This is a genomic window from Kitasatospora sp. NE20-6, from assembly GCF_045862635.1.
The window spans coordinates 50736-71963 of the sequence record NZ_BPRL01000053.1; the positions used below are offsets into that span (position 1 = coordinate 50736).

At 73.7% G+C, this 21228-nt stretch carries 16 protein-coding genes and 1 riboswitch; of the genes, 8 read left to right on the plus strand and 8 right to left on the minus strand.

Features of this window, described 5'->3' with window-relative positions:
• Positions 1-51: 51 nt before the first annotated feature.
• The 3 genes from SNE206_RS29600 to SNE206_RS29610 form a co-directional block, all read right to left on the minus strand.
• A complete protein-coding gene (locus SNE206_RS29600; protein WP_407916581.1) occupies positions 52-1035 on the minus strand; it encodes an ABC transporter permease in 984 nt (327 codons plus the stop codon).
• Positions 1036-1627: 592 nt separating this feature from the next.
• Positions 1628-2515 (minus strand): enhanced serine sensitivity protein SseB C-terminal domain-containing protein, encoded by an 888-nt coding sequence (locus SNE206_RS29605; protein ID WP_407916582.1) that lies wholly within the window; start codon positions 2513-2515, stop codon positions 1628-1630.
• 148 nt (positions 2516-2663) lie between these two features.
• Positions 2664-3458, minus strand: coding sequence for an enhanced serine sensitivity protein SseB (locus SNE206_RS29610; RefSeq protein WP_407916583.1), 795 nt, complete (start codon positions 3456-3458; stop codon positions 2664-2666).
• A 118-nt stretch (positions 3459-3576) separates the two neighbouring features.
• A riboswitch (glycine riboswitch) is annotated at positions 3577-3678 on the plus strand.
• 153 nt (positions 3679-3831) lie between these two features.
• On the opposite strand from SNE206_RS29610, the gene gcvT reads away from it, so the two are divergent.
• From gcvT to SNE206_RS29630, 4 genes are all read left to right on the plus strand, one after another.
• Positions 3832-4950: a glycine cleavage system aminomethyltransferase GcvT gene (gcvT, locus tag SNE206_RS29615; RefSeq protein WP_407916584.1), complete on the plus strand. Its 1119-nt coding sequence runs from the start codon at positions 3832-3834 to the stop codon at positions 4948-4950.
• Between the two features lie 79 nt (positions 4951-5029).
• On the plus strand, positions 5030-5404 hold the full coding sequence (gcvH, locus tag SNE206_RS29620; RefSeq protein WP_407916585.1) for a glycine cleavage system protein GcvH: 375 nt from the start codon (positions 5030-5032) through the stop codon (positions 5402-5404).
• Positions 5405-5491: 87 nt separating this feature from the next.
• Positions 5492-6760, plus strand: a complete 1269-nt coding sequence (glyA, locus tag SNE206_RS29625) for a serine hydroxymethyltransferase (protein ID WP_407916586.1) — start codon at positions 5492-5494, stop codon at positions 6758-6760.
• Between the two features lie 170 nt (positions 6761-6930).
• Positions 6931-8298 (plus strand): L-serine ammonia-lyase, encoded by a 1368-nt coding sequence (locus SNE206_RS29630; protein ID WP_407916587.1) that lies wholly within the window; start codon positions 6931-6933, stop codon positions 8296-8298.
• Between the two features lie 314 nt (positions 8299-8612).
• Here SNE206_RS29630 and SNE206_RS29635 read toward each other — a convergent pair whose 3' ends face one another.
• The 4 genes from SNE206_RS29635 to SNE206_RS29650 all read right to left on the minus strand — a co-directional run bounded on the left by SNE206_RS29635 (position 8613) and on the right by SNE206_RS29650 (position 13403).
• Entirely contained in the window at positions 8613-9161 is a 549-nt protein-coding gene (locus SNE206_RS29635; protein ID WP_407916588.1) for an ATP-binding protein, read from the minus strand.
• Positions 9162-9263: 102 nt separating this feature from the next.
• On the minus strand, positions 9264-10472 hold the full coding sequence (locus SNE206_RS29640; RefSeq protein WP_407916589.1) for an Ig-like domain-containing protein: 1209 nt from the start codon (positions 10470-10472) through the stop codon (positions 9264-9266).
• A 191-nt stretch (positions 10473-10663) separates the two neighbouring features.
• Positions 10664-11962, minus strand: coding sequence for an Ig-like domain-containing protein (locus tag SNE206_RS29645; protein ID WP_407916590.1), 1299 nt, complete (start codon positions 11960-11962; stop codon positions 10664-10666).
• 226 nt (positions 11963-12188) lie between these two features.
• Positions 12189-13403 (minus strand): Ig-like domain-containing protein, encoded by a 1215-nt coding sequence (locus SNE206_RS29650; protein WP_407916591.1) that lies wholly within the window; start codon positions 13401-13403, stop codon positions 12189-12191.
• Between the two features lie 225 nt (positions 13404-13628).
• Between SNE206_RS29650 and glgX the strand changes: the two genes are divergently transcribed.
• From glgX to SNE206_RS29670, 4 genes are all read left to right on the plus strand, one after another.
• Positions 13629-15947 carry a glycogen debranching protein GlgX gene (gene glgX / locus SNE206_RS29655; RefSeq protein ID WP_407916592.1) on the plus strand — a complete coding sequence of 773 codons (2319 nt, stop codon included), beginning with the start codon at positions 13629-13631 and terminating at the stop codon, positions 15945-15947.
• A gap of 43 nt (positions 15948-15990) precedes the next feature.
• Positions 15991-17787 carry an ABC transporter ATP-binding protein gene (locus SNE206_RS29660; RefSeq protein WP_407916593.1) on the plus strand — a complete coding sequence of 599 codons (1797 nt, stop codon included), beginning with the start codon at positions 15991-15993 and terminating at the stop codon, positions 17785-17787.
• Positions 17784-19643: an ABC transporter ATP-binding protein gene (locus SNE206_RS29665; protein ID WP_407916594.1), complete on the plus strand. Its 1860-nt coding sequence runs from the start codon at positions 17784-17786 to the stop codon at positions 19641-19643. Before SNE206_RS29660 ends, SNE206_RS29665 begins: the two co-directional genes overlap by 4 nt.
• Before the next feature lie 137 nt (positions 19644-19780).
• On the plus strand, positions 19781-20563 hold the full coding sequence (locus tag SNE206_RS29670) for an alpha/beta fold hydrolase (protein ID WP_407916595.1): 783 nt from the start codon (positions 19781-19783) through the stop codon (positions 20561-20563).
• Between the two features lie 33 nt (positions 20564-20596).
• Here SNE206_RS29670 and SNE206_RS29675 read toward each other — a convergent pair whose 3' ends face one another.
• Positions 20597-21124 carry a hypothetical protein gene (locus SNE206_RS29675; RefSeq protein WP_407916596.1) on the minus strand — a complete coding sequence of 176 codons (528 nt, stop codon included), beginning with the start codon at positions 21122-21124 and terminating at the stop codon, positions 20597-20599.
• Positions 21125-21228 lie beyond the last annotated feature (104 nt).

Consider the following 21228-nt stretch of genomic DNA (forward strand, 5'->3'; position numbering starts at 1 on the left):
ATCAACCCCTTGGGGGACGGTGACTGACGGTGGGGACTACCTGACCGGGGGTCAGTTGTTCTTGGGGTCGAGGGCGTCGCGCAGCCCGTCGCCGAGCAGGTTGAAGGCGAGCACGGTGGCGAAGATCGCCAGGCCGGGCACCATCACGAACTGCGGGTCGACCTGGTAGTAGGTGATCGCGTCGCTGAGCATGCCGCCCCAGGAGGCCTGCGGCGGGGCGACACCGACACCGAGGAAGCTCAGGCCGGCCTCGAAGAGGATGTTGGTCGGGATCAGCAGCGTCGAGTAGACGAGGATCGGGCCGACCAGGTTGGGCAGCAGTTCGCGGAAGAGGATGAACGGCCCCCGCGCACCGAGGCTGCGGGCCGCGTCGACGAACTCCCGCTCGCGGAGCGACAGCGTCTGCCCGCGCACGATCCGGCCCATGTAGGGCCAGTTGAAGAAGCCGATCACGAAGATGAGCACGGCGAGGTGGAGCGGCGTGCCGTGCAGGCCGAACGCGCCGTCCTGCAGCGAGGCGGAGATGGCGATCGCGAAGAGCAGCAGGGGGAAGGCCAGGAACATGTCCATCATCCGGCTGATGACGGTGTCGGCCCAGCCGCCGTAGTAGCCGGCGACGATGCCGAGCACGGTGCCGATGATGTTGGACAGGGCGGTGGCGCCGAAGGCGACCAGCAGCGAGACCCAGGAGCCCTCGATGATGCGGGTCATGATGTCGCGCCCGTACTGGACGTCGACACCGAGCGGGTGGTCCCAGCTCATGCCGCCCCAGTCACCGAACGGGATGCCGCCGAGGTTGGCGTCCAGCTGGTCCTGGTGGAGGGCGTTGGGGTCGAGTCCGAACACCGCCTCGATCGGCTTGGCCAGGACGGCCAGCAGGATCAGGAGGATCACCACGACGCCGCCTGCGACGGCCAGCCGGTCGCGCTTGAAGCGCGTCCAGGCGATCCGGCCGAGGGAACGGCCCTCGATGCGCGTCGCCGGTGCGGTGGCGGGACCGACCGTGGTGCCGGTGGTCTCGGTGGGTGTGGTCATGAGTCAGTTCGTTCCCCTCGCCGACGGTGGCCGGCCCACGGTTCCGGCCGGCGAGGCGACCCGGGCCCGGTCCGGGCCCGGACCTCGGTCGGTCCGGAGTGCGCGACAGTGCGGTGCAGAGCGGTGCGGTGGTTCCGTACGCCGGTGCGGCGGTGCAGGTTTCGTTTTCGGGGTGCCACGGACCGCCGCTCGGTCGTCCGGGGGTCCGGACGGGGCGGTCTGACGGCGTTGCAGGTGGTGCGGTTGGTGCGGGGCGCCGGGCGCGGCATGCACATCGCGCGTGGTCGGCCGAGGGCGCGCTCACCTTTGTGGGGGTCGGCACGCGCACTGCGTTGGGCAGCACTCTCTGTCATCGGGGTGTCGTTCCGCCAGAGGAGGCAACCGAAGGATGCCCAACTGTGATCTGTCGGCATGCACCCGTGTCGGGCCCGAATAGGCGTCTTCACACGGTTGAAACATTCGGGTCAAGACGCCCACTGACCAAAGCCCGCCAACGGCGGAAACCCGCCACCACCTGGGCATGACGCTGCGCGAGGAGATCGCGCGGAGGCGGTGGCGGGACGGGGCGGAACGGGTCGCCGGGTGCTGCGGGTCAGCGGCCCGGGTAGCCCGGCCAGGGCTGCTGCGGCCATCCCTGCGGACCCGGGGCCGACTGCGGAGAGTAACCGTAGGGCGGGTAGGGGGCCGCCTGCTGCGGGTGCCCGTACCGGGTGTCGCGGTCGAAGAAGGGACGGGCGTTGGCGCGCATCCACATCGCCACCGGGTCGAACTCGTCGGCCGTCGCCACCGTGGAGACCGCCGTCCCGTCCGGGACGAGCGCCGCGGCCCGCTGCACCAGCGCCCGCGCCGCCTCCACCGACGGCGGCGAGTTGTCGTACAGGTCGAGCCCGATCGCGACGTACGGCTCGCCGAGCGCCGGCTGCACCCACGCGCGCCGCAGCGAGCGCAGCGGACGGATCTCGGCCGCCTGCTGCTCCAGCATCGCCCAGAACTGCGGGGCGTCGAGCCGGGGCTCCGAGATGCGCAGCGGCCCGGCCGGCAGCCGGTCCAGGCCGAGCGCGACCCGTCTCAGGTCGGCCCACGGGATGCCGACCCCGCCGCCGGGGACGTGCGGGTTGAGCCACAGGCCCCAGCGGGTGCGGAACAGCGCGCCGGCGATCTCCGCGCCGGAGACCACCTCGTGCGCCCGGGCCCAGCCGCTGGCGGCGAGCTGCTCGGGGGAGGTGGCGGCGGGGGCGTAGCCGTGCCCGCCGATGTCCATGTTGCCGTACTGCGCGTCGGGGCTGCCGGGGGTGCCGTGCCAGAGCAGCATCCAGACCTGCCCCTGGGCGAGCGCCCGCAGCAGGTTCTCGTACGCGTCGTAACGCTCCGGGGCGACCGCGCCGAGGGCACGTTCGATGCCGCCCGGGTCGCCGCCGGGGCGCGCCACGGGTGCCTGGCCCCACCGGCCCGGCCCGCCGTCTGCCGCTCCCGCGCTCATGCGCCCGCCTCGCTCCGCTCGCTCACGTCGCCGTGCCCCGTCTTGTCGCGTGTTCCGCCGTTCGTCCGGACTCCCGGGGAGCACCCTATTGCGCGGGGCGGACACGCGTCATGCCGCACACCCCCGCACGGTCTCCCGGCCAGGTCGCTCACCCGCGCACGTAGAAGGGGGCGACCCGGGTGAGCAGCCACTCGACCACCGGGTCGTCGACCATGTCCAGCAGCACCAGGTGGACGCCCCAGGCGGGCGGCGCGGTTGCGAGCGCGCGGCCCAGCGCCTCGTTGACGGCCGCCGGATCGGCCGGCCCGGCCGGGTCGAGCTGCACGCCGACGTAGAGCTGCACGGGGTCGGCCTCGACCCGGGCGAGGGTCCGCCGGGCCGTCAGCACCCCGCGCAGCGAGGCGAGTTCGGTGGTCGCGGCGGCCAGGAACGCGTACGGCTCCTGGTGCGGCTCGGGCTCGCGCAACGCGACGGCGGCGCCCTCGGAGAGCGGCTCGGCGGCCCAGCGTTCGTCCCGCGGGCCGCGGCGCAGCTCGCCGACGCCCTCCGGCGGCACCGGGATGCCGACCGGCGCCTCGGGGTTGACCGCGATGCCGATGCCCGGCGGCAGCCCGCGGGCGAACTCCCACACCGGGGCGATCGCGAAGGCCATGCCGGGCGCGTGCCGGAGGAACTGCTCCTGCGAGGAGAACACCGGCACGTACGGCGTGCCGGCCAGCTCGATCGTCGGCAGGTCGAGCGAGGCGCCCTGCGGGTCGGCGCCGGCCGGCAGCGGGATCCACACCTGGCTGCGGGCGAGCACCTCCACCACGCGGGGGGTCGCGCCGGGGTCGCCGAGCGCCGCGGTGAGCACCTGCTCCAGTTCGTTGGACGGCCAGCTGCCGCCCTCCGGCGCCGTGCCGGGTGCGGCCCACGCCTGTGCCTCGCCCGCCGGATACCCCATGAACCGCCCCTTCGATCGACCCCTGCACAGAGCCTAGCGGGCCGCCCCCCTCTCCCATCAGGCCCGGCGGCATGCCATGATGAGCGCGCTCGACACCACCAACTTCATACAGGCCGCTCGAACCCGCGCGGGAGAGTCCGGAACGCCCCTGGGGTGTGGCCGGCGCCGAAGGAGCAAGTCCTCCCCGGAATCTCTCAGGCACAGATACCGCACGGGCGAGGCACATCTGGAAAGTGGACACGGCCGCGCCGTGCGCCCACCCACGGTGCAAGCCGCCATCCTGGAAGGAGGCGGTGAAGCTCTCAGGTTGTTGACGACAGACGGGGAGACTCCACCCCAGCATGCCCTTCAGCAGCCTAGGAGTCCTGCCGTCATGTCCCTCCGCCACACCGCCCTCGACGCGCTGCACCGTTCGCTCGGCGCGACCATGACCGACTTCGCGGGCTGGGACATGCCGCTGCGCTACGGCAGCGAGCGCGAGGAGCACCTCGCCGTCCGCACGAAGGCCGGCCTGTTCGACCTGTCGCACATGGGCGAGATCACCGTCAGCGGCCCGCAGGCCGGCGAGCTCCTCGACCACGCGCTGGTCGGCTTCATCTCCGCCCTCGGCGTGCTGCGCGCCCGCTACACCATGATCTGCCGCGAGGACGGCGGCATCCTCGACGACCTGATCGTCTACCGCACCGCCGAGGACGCGTACATGGTGGTCGCCAACGCCTCCAACGCGCAGGTCGTGCTCGACGCCCTGACCGAGCGCGCCGCGGGCTTCGACGCGACCGTCCGCGACGACCGCGACGCGTACGCGCTGATCGCCGTGCAGGGCCCGGAGGCGAACGGCATCCTGGGTTCCGTCACCGACGCCGACCTGCCGGGCCTCAAGTACTACGCGCTGCTGCCCGCCACCGTCGCCGGCCGTGAGGTGTGGCTGGCCCGCACCGGCTACACCGGCGAGGACGGCTTCGAGGTCTTCTGCGCCCCCGCCGACGCCGAGCACCTGTGGCAGGCCCTCACCGGCGCCGGCGCGGACAGGGGCCTGGTGCCGTGCGGCCTGTCCTGCCGCGACACGCTGCGCCTGGAGGCCGGCATGCCGCTGTACGGGCACGAGCTGTCGACCGACCTGACGCCGTTCGACGCGGGCCTGGGCCGGGTGGTGCGCTTCGACAAGACCACCAACGACGGCGCGTTCGTCGGCCGCAAGGCGCTGGAGCAGGCCGCCGCCGAGGCGGAGTCCGCGCCGCCGCGCAAGCTCGTCGGCCTGGTCTCCGAGGGCAAGCGGGTGCCGCGCGCCGAGTACGCCGTGGTCGACGCGGACGGCGCCGTGATCGGCCGGATCACCTCCGGCGCACCCTCGCCCACCCTCGGGAAGCCGATCGCGATCGCGTACGTGGACGCCGCGCACGCCGGGCCCGGCACGGCCGTGGCGGTGGACGTCCGCGGCCGTCCCGAGCCGGTCGAGGTCGTGGCGCTGCCGTTCTACAAGCGCGCCCGCTGAGCCCGTTCCCCGCACCACAGCCCGGTCCGCTCAGCGGACGGCTCCGCCCTACCCTCTTGCGATCCTGGAGAATGACGCCATGAGCAACCCCACGCACCTGCAGTACACCAAGGAGCACGAGTGGCTGACGGCCGCCGAGGACGGTGTCTCGACGGTCGGCATCACCAAGCACGCCGCCGACGCCCTCGGTGACATCGTCTACGTCCAGCTTCCCGCCGTCGGCGACACGGTGACCGCGGGTGAGACCTGTGGCGAGCTCGAATCCACCAAGTCGGTCAGCGACCTGTACTCGCCGGCCACCGGCGAGGTCGTCGAGATCAACGAGGGCGTCGTCGACGACCCCGCGCTGGTCAACGGCGACCCCTTCGGCGAGGCGTGGCTGTTCAAGGTCCGCGTCGAGGCGACCGACGAACTGCTCGACGCCGACGCGTACACCGCCTTCACCGGCGCCTGACCGCCGCTCCACCCCGGGGGCGGCCGCAGCGCAGCGGCCGCCCCACCCTGGCCCCAGCCCGCTCCGCCCACGGGGAGATCCCACCTCATGACGGTTCTCAACCAGTCCCTGCACGCGCTCGACCCGGAGATCGCGGCCGCGGTCGACGCCGAGCTGCACCGCCAGCAGACCACCCTCGAAATGATCGCCTCCGAGAACTTCGCCCCGGTGGCGGTCATGGAGGCCCAGGGCTCGGTCCTGACCAACAAGTACGCCGAGGGCTACCCCGGCAAGCGCTACTACGGCGGCTGCGAGCACGTCGACGTCGCCGAGCAGATCGCGATCGACCGGGTGAAGGCGCTGTTCGGCGCCGAGCACGCCAACGTGCAGCCGCACTCCGGCGCGCAGGCCAACGCCGCCGCGATGTTCGCGCTGATCCAGCCGGGTGACACCATCCTGGGCCTGAGCCTGGCGCACGGCGGCCACCTCACCCACGGCATGAAGATCAACTTCTCCGGCAAGCTCTACAACGTGGCCGCGTACCACGTCGACGAGAAGTCCGGCCAGGTCGACATGGCCGAGGTCGAGCGCCTCGCCAAGGAGCACCGGCCCAAGCTGATCATCGCCGGCTGGTCCGCCTACCCGCGCCAGCTGGACTTCGCCGAGTTCCGCCGCATCGCGGACGAGGTCGACGCCCTCCTCATGGTCGACATGGCGCACTTCGCCGGCCTCGTCGCCGCGGGCCTGCACCCCTCGCCGGTGCCGTACGCGGACGTGGTCACCACCACCACCCACAAGACCCTGGGCGGCCCGCGCGGCGGCGTCATCCTCTCCAAGGCCGAGTGGGCGAAGAAGATCAACTCCGCGGTCTTCCCCGGCCAGCAGGGCGGCCCGCTGGAGCACGTGATCGCCGCCAAGGCCGTGGCCTTCAAGGTCGCCGCGTCCGAGGAGTTCAAGGAGCGCCAGCAGCGCACCCTGGAGGGCGCGAAGATCCTCGCCGAGCGCCTCCTGCAGCAGGACACCGTCGACGCGGGCGTCTCCGTGCTCTCCGGCGGCACCGACGTGCACCTCGTCCTCGTCGACCTGCGCAACAGCGAGCTCAACGGCCAGGACGCCGAGGACCGCCTCCACGAGGTCGGCATCACGGTCAACCGCAACGCCGTCCCGAACGACCCGCGCCCGCCGATGGTCACCTCCGGCCTGCGCGTCGGCACCCCGGCGCTCGCCACCCGCGGCTTCCGGGCCGACGACTTCCGCGAGGTCGCCGACGTCATCGCCGAGACCCTGCTGCCGGGCTTCGACGAGGCCAAGGCCGCCGCCCTCAAGGACCGCGTCACCGCGCTGGCCGCGAAGTACCCGCTCTACCCGGACCTCTGAGCAGCACCCGCTCCACCCGGACCTCTGACAGCACCCCTCCGGCGACCGGCACCACCCCCGTCGGCCGCCCGGAACCCCCGGGGCACCGCGCACACTGGACAGTGCGCGCGGTGCCCCGTCCCGTGTCACCCGCCAGTCCTTCCACGAGACCCAGACAAGGACGTCCCCCCGTGGCCATCAGCGTGTTCGACCTCTTCTCCATCGGCATCGGGCCGTCCAGCTCGCACACCGTCGGCCCGATGCGTGCGGCGCGGATGTTCGCCCGCCGCCTCAAGTCGGAGGGGCTGCTCGCGCAGACCGCCGCCGTCAGGGCCGAGCTGTTCGGATCGCTCGGCGCCACCGGCCACGGCCACGGCACCCCGAAGGCCGTCCTCCTCGGCCTGGAGGGCAACAGCCCGCGCACCGTCGACGTGGAGCTCGCCGACAGCGACGCCGAGCGGATCCGCGCCACCGGACGGCTGCGGCTGCTGGGGGTCCACGAGATCGCCTTCGACCCCGCCACGCAGCTGGTGCTGCACCGCCGCCGGTCGCTGCCGTACCACGCCAACGGCATGACGCTGGCCGCCCGCGACGCCGCCGGCGAGCTGCTGCTGGAGAAGACGTACTACTCGGTCGGCGGCGGCTTCGTCGTCGACGAGGACGCCATCGGTGCCGACCGCGTCAAGCCGGACGACACCGTGCTGCGTCACCCCTTCCGCACCGGCGAGGAGCTGCTGCGGCTGACCCGCGAGACCGGCCTGTCGATCTCCGGCCTCATGCTGGAGAACGAGAAGGCCTGGCGCACCGAGGCCGAGATCCGCACCGGCCTGCTGGAGATCTGGCACGTCATGCAGGAGTGCGTGGCCGCGGGCATGGGCCGCGAGGGCATCCTGCCCGGCGGGCTGAAGGTGCGCCGCCGGGCCGCCGCCGGGGCCCGGGCCCTGCGCGCCGAGGGCATCGGCCCGGCCAACGCGATGGAGTGGGTGACCCTCTACGCGATGGCCGTGAACGAGGAGAACGCCTCCGGCCGCCGTGTCGTCACCGCGCCGACCAACGGCGCCGCCGGCATCGTGCCGGCCGTCCTGCACTACTACCTCAACTTCATCCCCGGCGCCGACGACGACGGCATCGTCCGCTTCCTGCTGGCGGCCGGCGCGATCGGCATGCTCTTCAAGGAGAACGCCTCGATCTCCGGCGCCGAGGTCGGCTGCCAGGGCGAGGTCGGCTCGGCCTGCTCGATGGCGGCGGGCGGCCTCGCCGAGGTGCTGGGCGGCTCCCCCGAGCAGGTGGAGAACGCCGCGGAGATCGGCATCGAGCACAACCTCGGCCTGACCTGCGACCCGGTCGGCGGCCTCGTGCAGATCCCGTGCATCGAGCGGAACGGCATGGCCTCCGTGAAGGCCGTCACGGCCGCCCGGATGGCGCTGCGCGGCGACGGCCGGCACCACGTCTCGCTCGACAAGGCGATCAAGACGATGAAGGAGACCGGCGCCGACATGAAGGTCAAGTACAAGGAGACCTCGCGCGGCGGCCTCGCGGTCAACGTCATCGAGTGCTGACGGGCCGCCCTCGCCGACACCGCCGGGAACTCGCAGAATCAGAGGCGCAACTGTCCGGTTTGACGGCAGAGTCGAGGATTTGTGAGCTAAATACCTTGAGATCGATTTTGCCCACCTGGTGAGACCGTGCGAAGGTAGAGGCAGACCACGGCCTTCCCCGACCCGGTTCGGCCGTTTCCACCGCGCAGCACGCACCCCCTTGGCCGCGCGGTGACGCGCCGGGCCCCCACTCCGCACACACGGCGGAACGGGGGCCCTGCTTCGTTCCCGGCCCGCGGCGTCCCCCGGCCCGCGCCCGGCCCGCGAGCCCGCGGTCAGACCGCGCGCTCGCGCACCCTCAGCTCGCACCAGACGGCCTTGCCGCGCGGCATCAGGTCGGCGCCCCAGCGGTCCGACACGGCGTCGACGAGCACCAGCCCGTGGCCGTTCTCCGCGACACCCCGCTCGGCCGTCACGATCATGCAGGGCAGCGCCCGCGAGGAGTCGCGCACCTCGATCCGCACCCACCCGGGCCGGCGCGTGAGCTTCAGGCCGACCGTCCGCCCGCCCGCGTGCCGGACGGCGTTGGCCACCAGCTCCCCGGCCAGCAGCTCCCCGGCCTCCAGCTGCTGCGGCAGCTCCCAGGCGCGCAGCACCGCGGAGACCAGCCGGCGGGCGACCCGGGCCGAGTCGGGGCGGGACGGCAGCCGCACCTCCTCCTGCGCCGCGGGGTCGCGCAGCAGGTCGAAGAAGACCCGCTCCAGCTCCCGTCCGGTGAGGCGTTCCAGCTCCGCCAGCGCGAGCGCCCGACCGGCCGACGGGTCGTCACCGGCTGTGCCCGGCAACCGATCCGCCGCCTGGTCCGCCTCACGCCATCCCGCCATGGGGCCATCATTGCGGAACGCATGCGGCCGCGTACGGACAATGAGCAAACGATCACAGCGCGTCGGGACATATGACGTTGGCACGGCGCGCGGGCCGCCGGGCTACCAGGCGCTCCAGTCGGTGTTCCACCCGCTGAGGCCGTTGACCGCGGCGACCTTCGGGCCCCTGGAGTTCACGACCGTGACGACGTCGCCGATCATCGACGCGCCGTAGAAGCGGCCGGCGTCGGTGCCGCTGCTGCCGTAGCGGGTGTCGGAGATGCCGAGGCAGCCGTGGCTCGCGTTGGAGCGGCCGATCGCCGACGGGGCCCAGCTGTTGCCGTGCACGTACGTGCCGCTGTCCGTGAGCCGCATCGCGTGCGGGACGTCGTCGAGGTCGTACTCGTCGCCGGCCCGGATGCCGCTGACGCCGTCGGAGGACATCCGGGTGGTGCGCTCCATCGCCTCGATCACCATGATGCCGTTCCAGCTGTCGAAGCCCGGCTTGCCCGCGGTGAACTTCACGGTGTCGACGGTCCGCCCGTTCTCCACGACGGTCATCCGGTGGGTGGCGACGTCGGCGGTGGTGACCCGGGAGCGGCCGACGGTGAAGTGCACGTCCTCGTCGAGGTCGCCGTACGTGCCGGAGGCCACCTCGACGCTCTTCAGCCGGTAGTGCACGGTCACCTTCGTCTCCGGCTTCCAGAACGCCTGCGGGCGGAAGTCGACCCGGCTGTCGCCGAACCAGTGCGGCTCGACGGCCGTGCCGTCGGAGGTCTCGAAGACGACGCCCTTCTCGATCTCGGCCCGGTTCTTCACCGGCTTCTTGAAGCGCAGCGAGACGATCATGCCGACGCCGTACGTGGCCTCGTCGGTGACGTTGTCGTAGGCGCCCGTCCGGCGGCTCGGGGTGAGCGTGGAGAAGGAGCTGCCGACGGTCGTCACCAGCCCGTCGGCGTCGGTGGCCTGCGCACTGACCCGGTACTGCTCGGAGACCGCGAGGGCGCCGTCGGGCGCCCAGGAGAGGCCGTCCGCGGTGACCTTGCCGGGCACCTCGCGGCCGTCCCGGCCGGTCACCTTCACCGTGGTCAGCCGGCCGCCCGCCGCGGTCACCTTCAGGGTGCCGGACGGCTTCACGCCGGACGCGCCGTCGGCGGGCTCGACGTGCACGGTGGCCGCCGGGGCGGTGGCCCGCGGCTTGGCCGCCGTCGTGCCGGCCGGGCCCGTCGCCGGCCGGGCCGCCGGGCCGCCGGAGCCGCCGCAGGCGGTCACCGCCAGCACCAGCACCCCGCCGAGCGCACCCACCGTCAGACTCCTGCGCGCCGACGCCATGCCGGTCTCCCTCCGTGCCCCGCCGCGGACCCCTGCCGCGGCCTTCCCCCGGAGACACGCGCCGTGCCGGCAACGGGTTGCGGTCCGGCCTGCGACGATCCGGTCACGAAGCGGCAACGGCCCGGCCGCGCGCATCGCGTGGCCGGGCCGCCGGTGGTGGTGCAGGGTGCAGGTGGTGCAGGGTGCGGTGGTTACCACGCGCTCCAGGCGAGCGTCCAGCCGCTGAGGCCGTTGTCGGGGGAGACCGTGCGGCCCGTGGAGCGGACGATCTTCACGACGTCGCCGATGAGCGAGCCGTTGAAGAACCTGCCCGCGACCGACGACTCGCTGCCGCCCTTGACGTCCTGGAGGCCGACGCAGCCGTGGCTGGCGTTGGACCGGCCGAAGGCGTTGCCCCAGTAGTTGCCGTGGATGTAGGTGCCGGAGGTGGTGAGCCGCATCGCGTGCGGGACGTCCGGCACGTCGTACTCGTCGCCCTTGACGTTGGCCACGGTGGCGGAGTTCATCCGCGTGACCTTCTCCTTGCTGGAGACGACCATCGTGCCGTTCCAGGAGGGGTTCTGGGCGTTGCCCGCGGTGATCGGGATGGACTTCGTGGAGCCGTCGCCGCTCTGCACGGTCATCTTGTGCGCCGCCGCGTCGACGGTGCTCACCTGGTAGCGGCCGATGGTGAACGGCTCATCGCGCTCGACGTCGCCGTAGACGCCGGGGGAGACCTCGACGTTCTTCAGGCGGTACTTGACGGTCACCTTGGTGTTCGGCTTCCAGTACTCCGCCGGGCGGAAGTCCAGGCGCTGGCTGCCGAACCAGTGGCCCTTCACCACGGTGTTGTCGCTGGTGGCGAAGGTGATGCCCTTGAGCACCGCGTCCTTGTTCTTCACCGGCTTGCTGAACACCACGGAGACGATCATGCCGACGCCGTAGGTGCCGTTGTCGGCGATGTTGTCGTTGGTCGCGACCTTCTTCGCCGGGGTCAGCGTGGTGAAGCCCGACGTGACCGCCGCGGGCAGGCCCGCGTCGTCCTTGGCCTGCGCGTTCACCGTGTACGCCATGCCGACCGTGAGCGCGCCGGACGGCTTCCAGCTGAGTCCGTCGGCGGATATCGCGCCGGCGACCGCCTTGTCGTTCTTGTCGGTCACCTCGACGGAGGTGAGCTTGCCGCTCGCCACCGCCACGGTCAGCCCGCCGTTCGGCTGGACGTCGGTGGCGCCGTCCTTCGGCGTCACGGTGATGACCGCGGCCGAGGTCTTGGGCGCGGCCTGCGTGGTCGAGCCGCCGTCCCCGGCGCCGGCGGACGCGTCTCCGGCGGCCGCCGTCCCGCCCGAGCCACCCGTCCCGCCCGAGCCGGTGTCGCTGTTGCACGCCGCGGTGAGCAGCAGGACGCCGCCCATCGCCAGTGCGACCACCGCGCGTCGGGCCGCGGCGCCCCGGCGGCCGTGACCGGCCGTCCCCCTGAATGCTGCGGCCTCGGCCGCCTGAACCGGCTTCACTCGGTGTGCTCCCCTCCCGGTATCCCCGGTCCATACACGCGCCACGGCATGGAACGGTTTCGCCGGGGCCGCGGAATGTGTGCCGCTCTTCGTCCGCGCCGGCTCCACCGGGGAGATCCCGCCGGGCAGGCTTCGCCGGACGGGCCGGGGGCGGCGCGGGAGGACAGGATAACTGGCCCGAATGAGTGAATCTTCAGAGGGAGGGCCGTGCGCCCGCGGTGAACGCCTACGGCCGCGCCGCGCCCCTCGCGCCACCGGCCAGCCAGGCCGCCCACGGGAGGTTCCAGCCGTTGAGGCCGTTGGCCGGCTGCACCTCCTCGCCGGTGCCGCCCCGCACCTCGACGACGTCGCCGACGAGCGTGTGCGCGAAGAACCAGCCGGCCGGGGAGTCCGCGTCGCCGCCCTTGCCGTCGGCCAGCCCGATGCAGCCGTGGCTGGTGTTCTCGGTGCCGAACACCTCGTCGTCGGCCCAGTAGTTGCCGTGCACGAAGGTGCCGGAGGCCGTCAGCCGCATCGCGTGCGGCACGTCCTTGATGTCGTACTCGTCGCCGAGGCCGACCGTGCGGGAGTTCATCCGCGTCTCGGCGTACTTCTCCGCGACCACCATGACGCCGCGGTAGGTCTGGTGCTCCGGGCCGCCCGCGGAGATCTTCAGGGTGCGCACCGGCACGCCGTCCTCACGGACGGTCATCGTGGCGGCGTCCAGGTCGACGGTGGAGACCCGGGAGCGGCCGACGGTGAAGCGGACGTCCCGCGTCTGCGTGCCGTACTCCCCCGGCGCGAGCTCGACGCCCTGCAGCTGGATCTCGACGGTCACCTCGGTGCCCGGCGCCCAGTAGCGCTCCGGCCGGACGTCCAGCCGCCGGTCGCCGAACCAGTGCGCGGCCACCGGCACCGGCGGGTCCGCGGTCACCGTCACCGCGTGCTCCGCCGCCGTCCGGTCGGCGACCGGCCGGGTGAAACGCAGCGACACCGGCATCCCGACGCCGACCGTCGCCCCGTCCTCGGGCGTCGGGAACGCCGCCACCGTGTGCGCCGGGCCCGCGGTGGCGAACGCCGCGTGGTGGGCGGCGTGCAGCCCGCCCGCGTCCTGGGCGACCACGTCGATCGTGTACGGCGTGGCCGGGGTCAGCGGCTCCAGCGGCGCCCAGCGGGTGCCGTCCGTGCCCGTGCGCCCGGGCACCTCGACGCCGCGGTCGTCGGCCAGCCGGACGGACAGCAGCCGGCCCTCGGCGACCGTGGCCGTCACCTCCGCCTCGACCGACACGTCCTGGGCGCCGTCGGCGGGCACCGTGGCGATCGCCGCCCGGGAGACCGGCGGGGCCGCCCGCCCGGCCCCGTGGCCGCCGTCGCCCGGCACCGGACCCCCGGAGCAGGCCGCGGCCAGCGCGACCCCCGCGCCCGCCGCCCGCACCGCCCAGCGCCGAACCACCGGATGCATGCCGTCCCCCGTCCGCCACCGGCGTGCGCCGCCGCACCGGCGCGAGGCCGCGCCGCCACCTGGTGCAACGACCGCGTGGCCGCCCGGACACGAGCGTCCGCGCCACCCGGCGTCCCCCTCCGCGTTCACCCTGCGTCACAACACCATCGGCCACGTGACACCTGCACGGGATCAGGGAAGAACTGGAGGGCGGGCTCGGGATCCCCGCGTCGGGAGGGTGCGGCCATGACGGCGTGGCAGGAGCTGGGACGGAGCATGCTCCACGGGAACGGACGCCCACCGGCGGCCTCGGCGGCCTCCGGCGCGCCGGCGCCGGGAGCGGGGCCCGGCGCGCTGCCGGGCACGGCGCGGCCGGACCCGTGGCCCGGCAGCTGGCAGCCGCTCGGCGCCCGCTGCCGCATCGCGCCGGACGGCGGCAGCGGCACCAACTTCGCCCTCTGGGCGGCCGGTGCCGAGGCCGTCGACCTGTGCCTCTTCGACGAGGACGGCACGGAGACCCGGCACCGCCTCACCGAGCAGACCTTCCAGATCTGGCACGGCTACCTGCCCGGCGTCGGGCCCGGCACCCGGTACGGCTACCGGGTGCAGGGCCGCTGGGATCCGTGGACGGGTGCCCGCTGGAACCCCGCCAAGCTCCTCGTCGACCCGTACGCGCGCGCCATCGACGGCCACTACACCAGCCACGACGCCGTCTGCAGCGCGGTGCGCAACTGGCCCGAGCCGGAGGTCGCCGACACCGTCCGCGACAACCGCGACTCCGCCGCGTACGTGCCGCGGTCCGTCGTCGTCCACGACGACGACGACTGGTACGACGACCAGCGGCCCAAGACGCCGTGGGCCGAGACGGTGCTCTACGAGCTGCACGTGCGCGGCTTCACCATGCGCCACCCCGGTGTGCCGGCCGACCTGCGCGGCACGTACGCGGGCCTCGCGCACCCCGCGGCGATCGAGCACCTCACCCGGCTCGGCGTCACCGCCGTCGAGCTGCTGCCCGTGCACCACCACGTCAGCGAGGACCACCTGCAGGCCCGCGGCCTGACCAACTACTGGGGCTACAACACGCTCGGCTTCTTCGCCCCGCACGCCGGGTACTCCGCCTCCGGGAGCCGCGGCGGGCAGGTCGGCGAGTTCAAGCGGATGGTCCGCGCGCTGCACGCGGCCGGCATCGAGGTGATCCTCGACGTCGTCTACAACCACACCGCCGAGGCCGGCGCCATGGGCCCCGCGCTCTCCCTGCGCGGCATCGACAACGGCGGCTACTACCGGCTCGACCGCAACCGCCGCGGCTACGCCGACTACACCGGCTGCGGCAACACCCTCGACACCAGACAGCCGCACGTGGTGCGCCTGGTCACCGACTCCCTGCGCTACTGGGTCACCGAGATGGGCGTCGACGGCTTCCGCTTCGACCTGGCGGCGGCCCTGGCCCGCGGCAGCGACGGCGTCGAGATGCACCACCCGTTCCTGGCCGCCGTCTCGCAGGACCCGGTGCTCAGCCGGGTCAAGCTCATCGCCGAACCGTGGGACGTCGGCCCCGGCGGCTACCAGGTCGGCGGCTTCCCCCCGCTGTGGGCGGAGTGGAACGACAAGTACCGCGACACCGTGCGCGACTTCTGGCGCGGCACCCGCTCCGACGTGCGCGAACTCGGCTACCGGCTCTCCGGCTCCTCCGACCTCTACCAGCGCGGCGGCCGCCGCCCGCACGCCTCCGTCAACTTCGTCACCGCCCACGACGGCTTCACCCTGCGCGACCTCGTCTCGTACAACCGCAAGCACAACGAGGCCAACGGCGAGCACAACCGCGACGGCACCGACGACAACCGCGCCTGGAACCACGGCGCCGAGGGCGAGACCGACGACCCGGCCGTGCTCGCCCTGCGCCACCGCCAGCTGCGCAACCTGCTCACCACCCTGCTGCTCTCCACCGGTGTGCCGATGCTCACCTCCGGCGACGAGATGGGCCGCACCCAGCACGGCAACAACAACGCCTACTGCCAGGACAACGAGAACGGCTGGCTCGACTGGTCGCTCCTCGACGACCCCCGCTGGCAGGAGCTCACCGCACTCGTCGGCCGGCTCGTCCGGCTCCGCCGCGCCCACCCGGTGCTGCGGCAGCGCGCGTTCTTCTCCGGGCGCGAGACCGTGCCCGGCGGCCAGCGCGACCTCGCCTGGTTCACCCCCCGCGGGCGGCAGATGACGGAGGCGGACTGGTTCGCGCCGACCGCCGTGCTCGGCATGCTGCTCTCCGGCAGCGCCATGGCGGAGCGGGACGAGCACGGCCGCGCACTGCACGACGACAGCTTCCTGCTGCTGCTGAACGCCGGCGCCGAACCCGTCGCCTTCACCCTCCCGGGCGCACCGTGGGCCGCCGGGTACCGCACCCTGGTCGACACCGCGGACGCCACCGACGGGCAGCGGCACCCCGCCGGGGCCGCCGTGACGCTCGGCGGCCGGTCCTGCCGGTTGCTGCAGGTCACCGAGGAGGCGGAGGCCGGGCCGGGCCCGGACCCGGATCATGGCCGGGATACGCCGTCAGGTGCATAAAACCGGATGAGAAATGACGGGCGAGCGCCTACCCTCGGGCGCGATGTCCACGAACCACGCCCCCACCGCCCCGCGGCGCTCCACCGCGCGGTCCCTGCTGCGCCTGTGGCCGTACGCACGGACCGCCCGCTGGCGGATCGCCGGCTCCGTCACCGCCGCCCTGCTGGCCTCCGGAAGCGTCCTGGCGGTGCCGGTCGTGCTCCGCCGGATCGTCGACGGCCCGATCGCCCACCACGACACCGGGGCGCTCTGGCCGCTCGCCGGCGTCCTCCTGCTGCTCGGCCTGGCCGAGGCCGCCCTGTTCGGCGTCCGCCGGGTGATCGTCGCCCGGCCGCTCGCCAGGGTCGAGGCCGCCATGCGCGGCGACCTGTACGCCAAACTGCAGCGCCTGCCGGTCTCCTTCCACGACCGCTGGCCGTCGGGCCAGCTGCTGTCGCGGGCGACCTCCGACATGTTCACCATGCGGCTCTTCCTGGCCTTCCCGCTGGTCTTCCTGATCGTCAACACGACGGTCTTCCTGATCGGCACCGGCCTGATGTTCACCCTCGACTGGCGGCTCGCCGTCGTGGTGCTGCTGCCGATGGCGCCGCTGACCTGGCTCACCCACCACTTCGAGCGCGGCTACTCCGGCGCCGCCCGGCAGGCCCAGGACCAGAACGGCGACCTCGCGACCGTCGTCGAGGAGTCCGTCCTCGGCATCCGCATCCTCAAGGCGTTCGGCCGGCACCGCACCATGGCCGAGCGCTTCGCCGGGCACGCGCGCGGCCTGCGCACCACCGAGCTCGGCAAGGCCGGGATGCTCGCCAACCTGTGGGCCGTCATCGTCGGGCTGCCCGAGCTCGCCCTCGGCGCGGCGCTCGCCCTCGGCGCCGTCCGGGTCGCCGACGGCGACCTGTCGACGGGCACCCTCGTCGCCTTCCTCTCCACCGCGCTCGCCCTGCGCTGGCCGGTCGAGTCGCTCGGCTGGCTCATCGCGTACGCCAACGAGGCGGCCACCGCCACCGACCGCTTCTACGAGGTGATGGACGAGCCCGAGGCCGAGGAGCCCGCCGCCGGCCCGTCCGCCACGGACACCGCCGACGACGGCATCCGGCTCACCGGCGTCCGCTACCGCTACGCCGACGCCCCCGACGGCACCCCCGACCTGCTGCGCGGCATCGACCTGCACATCCGCAGCGGCGAGACGATGGCCCTGGTCGGCGCCACCGGCAGCGGCAAGACCACCCTCACCGCGCTGCTGCCCCGGCTGTACGAGGCCACCGGCGGCACGATCACCCTCGACGGCCGGGACATCCGCGACATCCCGCGGCCGCAGCTGCGCGAGCTGGTCGCCGTCGCGTTCGAGGAGCCCACGCTGTTCTCCGCCTCGGTGAGCGAGAACGTGCTCATGGGCGCACCCGACGCCGGACCCGAACGGCTCGCGTCGGCCCTCGCCACCGCCCAGGCCGGCTTCGTCGAGGCGCTGCCCGCCGGTGCCGCCACCCAGGTCGGCGAGCAGGGCCTCAGCCTGTCCGGCGGGCAGCGGCAGCGGCTCGCCCTGGCCCGCGCGGTCGTCGGCGATCCCCGCTTCCTCGTGCTGGACGACCCGCTGTCGGCGCTCGACGTGCACACCGAGGCACTCGTCGAGCAGGCCCTGCGGCGCGTCCTGGAGGGCACCACCGCCCTGGTGGTCGCCCACCGCCCGAGCACCGTGCTGCTCGCCGACCGGGTCGCCGTGCTCGACGGCGGCCGGATCGGCGCCGTCGGCACCCACCACGAACTCCTGCGGAGCTCCGCCGTCTACCGCGAGCTGATGACGGGCGAGACCGCCCCCGTACCGGAAGGGATCAGCGCCCGATGAGCAGCGCCACGACGACCGCCACGACCGCCGACCCGGCCGGGGAACCCGACGGCAGGACGGACGGGGAACTGCCGCAGCCCGCGGACGACGAGGACATCCCCGTCCCGGCGGGCGCCGCCCGCCGGCTGCTCGGCGAGCTGCTCGGCCCGCACCGCGGGCGGATCGCCCTCGCGATGCTGCTCATCCTCGTGCAGCAGGCGGCCCTGCAGTCCGGTCCGCTGCTGGTGGCCGTCGCGATGGACCGCGGCATCCCGGCCCTGCGCGACCACGACAGCGGCCCGCTCGTCGCGGTCACCGCCGCCTACCTGGTCTGCGCGGTCCTGTCGACCGTACTGCAGCGCGCCTTCATCCGGTTCAGCGCCCGGATCAACCAGGACGTGCTGCTCGACCTGCGCGGCCGGATCTTCCGGCACGCCCAGCAGCTCAGCCTGGACTTCCACGAGCGCTACACCTCCGGCCGGATCATCTCCCGGGCCACCAGCGACGTCGACGCGTTGCGCGAGCTGCTCTCCGAGGGCCTCCAGGAGCTGCTCTCGGTGGTGCTGTCGGTGTTCTACATCTCGCTGGTGCTGCTGGTCATGGACTGGCGGCTCGGCCTGCTGTCGCTGCTGTCGTTCCTGCCCATGTACCTGACCGTCCGGTCGTTCCGCCGCCGCTCGCAGCGCGTCTACCGGCGCTCCCGCACGGCGGTGGCCTCGGTGATCGTCCGTTTCACCGAGACGATGAACGGCATCCGCCCCGTGCAGGCGTTCCGCCGCGAGCGGGCGAACGAGCAGGCCTTCGACACCGTCAACCGGCAGTACGCGGGCGCCACGGCCGACGGCCTGCTGGAGATGGCCCGCTACGTGTCGGTCTCCCGGGCCGTCGCCAACGTGTGGATCACCGCCGTCGTGGTGGCCGGCGCGCTGCTCGTCGGCGGCGGCTCGCTGCAGGTCGGCGTGCTCACCGCCTTCGTGCTCTACCTGCGGCGCCTCTACGACCCGATCGACCAGCTGGCGATGTTCCTCAACAGCTACCAGTCGGCGGCCGCCGCACTGGAGAAGATCGCCGGGCTGCTCGCCCACGAGCCCTCGGTGCCCGAGCCCGCCGCACCGGTCGCGCTGCCCGAGCACGTGGTGAAGGGCCGCACGGTCTCCTTCGACGGCGTGCGCTTCGCCTACCGGACGGGCCGCGAGGTGCTGCCCTCCTTCGACCTGGTGCTGCCGGCCGGGCGGACGACCGCCGTGGTCGGGGCGACCGGCGCGGGCAAGTCGACGCTGGCGAAGCTGCTCGCCCGGTTCTACGACCCGACGGACGGCCGGATCGCGCTGGACGGCGTCGACCTTCGGGAGGTCTCCACCGCCGAGCTGCGGCGCAACGTCGTCATGGTGACGCAGGAGTCGTTCCTCTTCTCCGGCACCGTCGCGGAGAACATCGCGATCGGCCGCCCCGGCGCCACCCGCGAGGAGGTCGAGCAGGCGGCCCGGGACATCGGCGCGTACGACTTCGTCGCCGCGCTGCCGGACGGCTTCGACACGGACGTCCGCAAGCGCGGCGGCCGGATCTCCGCCGGCCAGCGCCAGCTGGTGGCCTTCGCCCGGGCGCTGCTGGCCGACCCGGCCGTCCTCGTCCTCGACGAGGCGACCAGTTCGCTGGACGTGCCCGGCGAGCAGGCCGTGCAGCGGGCGATGCGCACCGTGCTGGCGGGGCGCACCGCGATCGTCATCGCCCACCGGCTCTCCACCGTCGAGATCGCCGACCGGGTGCTGGTGATGGAGCAGGGCCGGATCGTCGAGGACGGCACCCCGGCCGAGCTGACCGGCGGCCGCGGCCGCTTCGCCGACCTGCACCGGGCCTGGCGGGACAGCCTGGTCTGACCCCGCCGGGGGCGGTCCCGGCCGCCGTCCGCCTCCTGCCTGGGACCGCCGGTCCCGGGCAGGACGCTCCTCTCCCGGTGCCACCCGCACGGTGGGACCGTCGTGGTGTCCGCAGGAACCGCGCAGAGGAGTGACCGATGCCCGTCGCCACGACCGCCACCGCCCGCATCCCCTACCGCAGCACCGGTACGGGCCCGGGCCTGATGCTGGTGCACGGCACCGGCCCGGGCGCCGAGATCAACTGGGGCCACCTCGTCGACGGGTTCGCCGACCGCCGCACGGTGCTCCTGCCGAACTACTCCGGCAGCGACAGCGCGCAGGACGACGGGGGCGAGCTGAGTGTCGAGCTGCTCGCCGGGCAGATCGCCGCCGTCGTCGAGCACGCCGGCGGCGGCCCGGTCGACCTGGTCGGCTTCTCGCTCGGCTCGGTGGTCGCCGCGGCGGTCGCGGCGACCCGCCCGGAGCTGGTGCGCAGCCTCGTCCTGGTCGCGCCGTGGCTGCACCGCGACGAGTACATGCGCAACCTGCTCACCGTCTGGCGCCGTCTGGGGGACCTCGGCGACGCCGAGGCCTTCGGCCGGTTCGGCGCGCTCACCGGCTTCGGCCGGCCGTTCCTGGCGGGGCTCGGCGCCGAGGGCGTCGACCGGCTGGCCACCAACATGAGCCCGACCGAGGGCCTTCTGCGCCAGCTGGACCTGGACCTGCGGGTGGACATCCGGGCGCTGGCCCCGCGGATCCGGACCCGGACGCTGGTCGTCGGGGCCACCCGGGACGCCACCGTGCCGGTGGAGCACGCCCGGGCGGTGCACGCGGCCGTCCCCGGCAGCAGCTACGCCGAGGTGGACGCCGGGCACGTCCTCGTCTTCGAGCGGCCGGAGGAGTTCGTGGAGCTGGTCCGGGACTTCACCGGGCAGGACTGAGCCGCGGCACGGCCTGGCAGGGGCGTCGGGGCCTCAGGGCCGGGGTGCGGGGCTGCGCAGCCAGGCGTCGAGGGCCGAGAAGTCCTCGTCGGTGAGTCCGCGCCGGGCGTCGACGCGGTGCAGCAGCGCCGCGCCGGGGTGGTGGGCGGCGACCCAGGCGCGGTCGGCGGCGGTGATCTCGTCGTCGACCCAGGCGAAAGCGCGTCCGGCCGCCCGTTCGACGAGCGGGCGGGTCTTCCAGTGCAGGCCGGCCGGGTGGTCGTCCTCGTCCCCGGGGTCCGGCCAGTGGACGACGGGGAGCGGCGGCAGGCCGAGCAGCGGGGCGAGGCAGGTGTTGGCCTCGTCCGTCCAGGTCGTGGCCCAGACCGGTTCGCAGGGCAGGGCGGCGAGCCGGGGGCCGAGGCCGGGGTCGAGGCGGGCGAGCAGCGGGTTCTCCGCCCCGGCGGAGCCCGGGGGGACGGGCCAGGTGGGGTAGCCGTCCGGGAGGTCGTGGGGGCCGGCGCCGAAGGGCAGGAGAGGTCCGTCGACGTCGAGGAAGAGCAGGGGCGGCCTGGCGGTCATGGCCCGGAGGGTAGCGCGCGCGGCCGGGCGGGTGACGGGGATGCGGCGGCGGGTGCCGGGGCCTCGACTCTGACTAAGCGCTTGCTTAGACTCTCGTCCGAGCC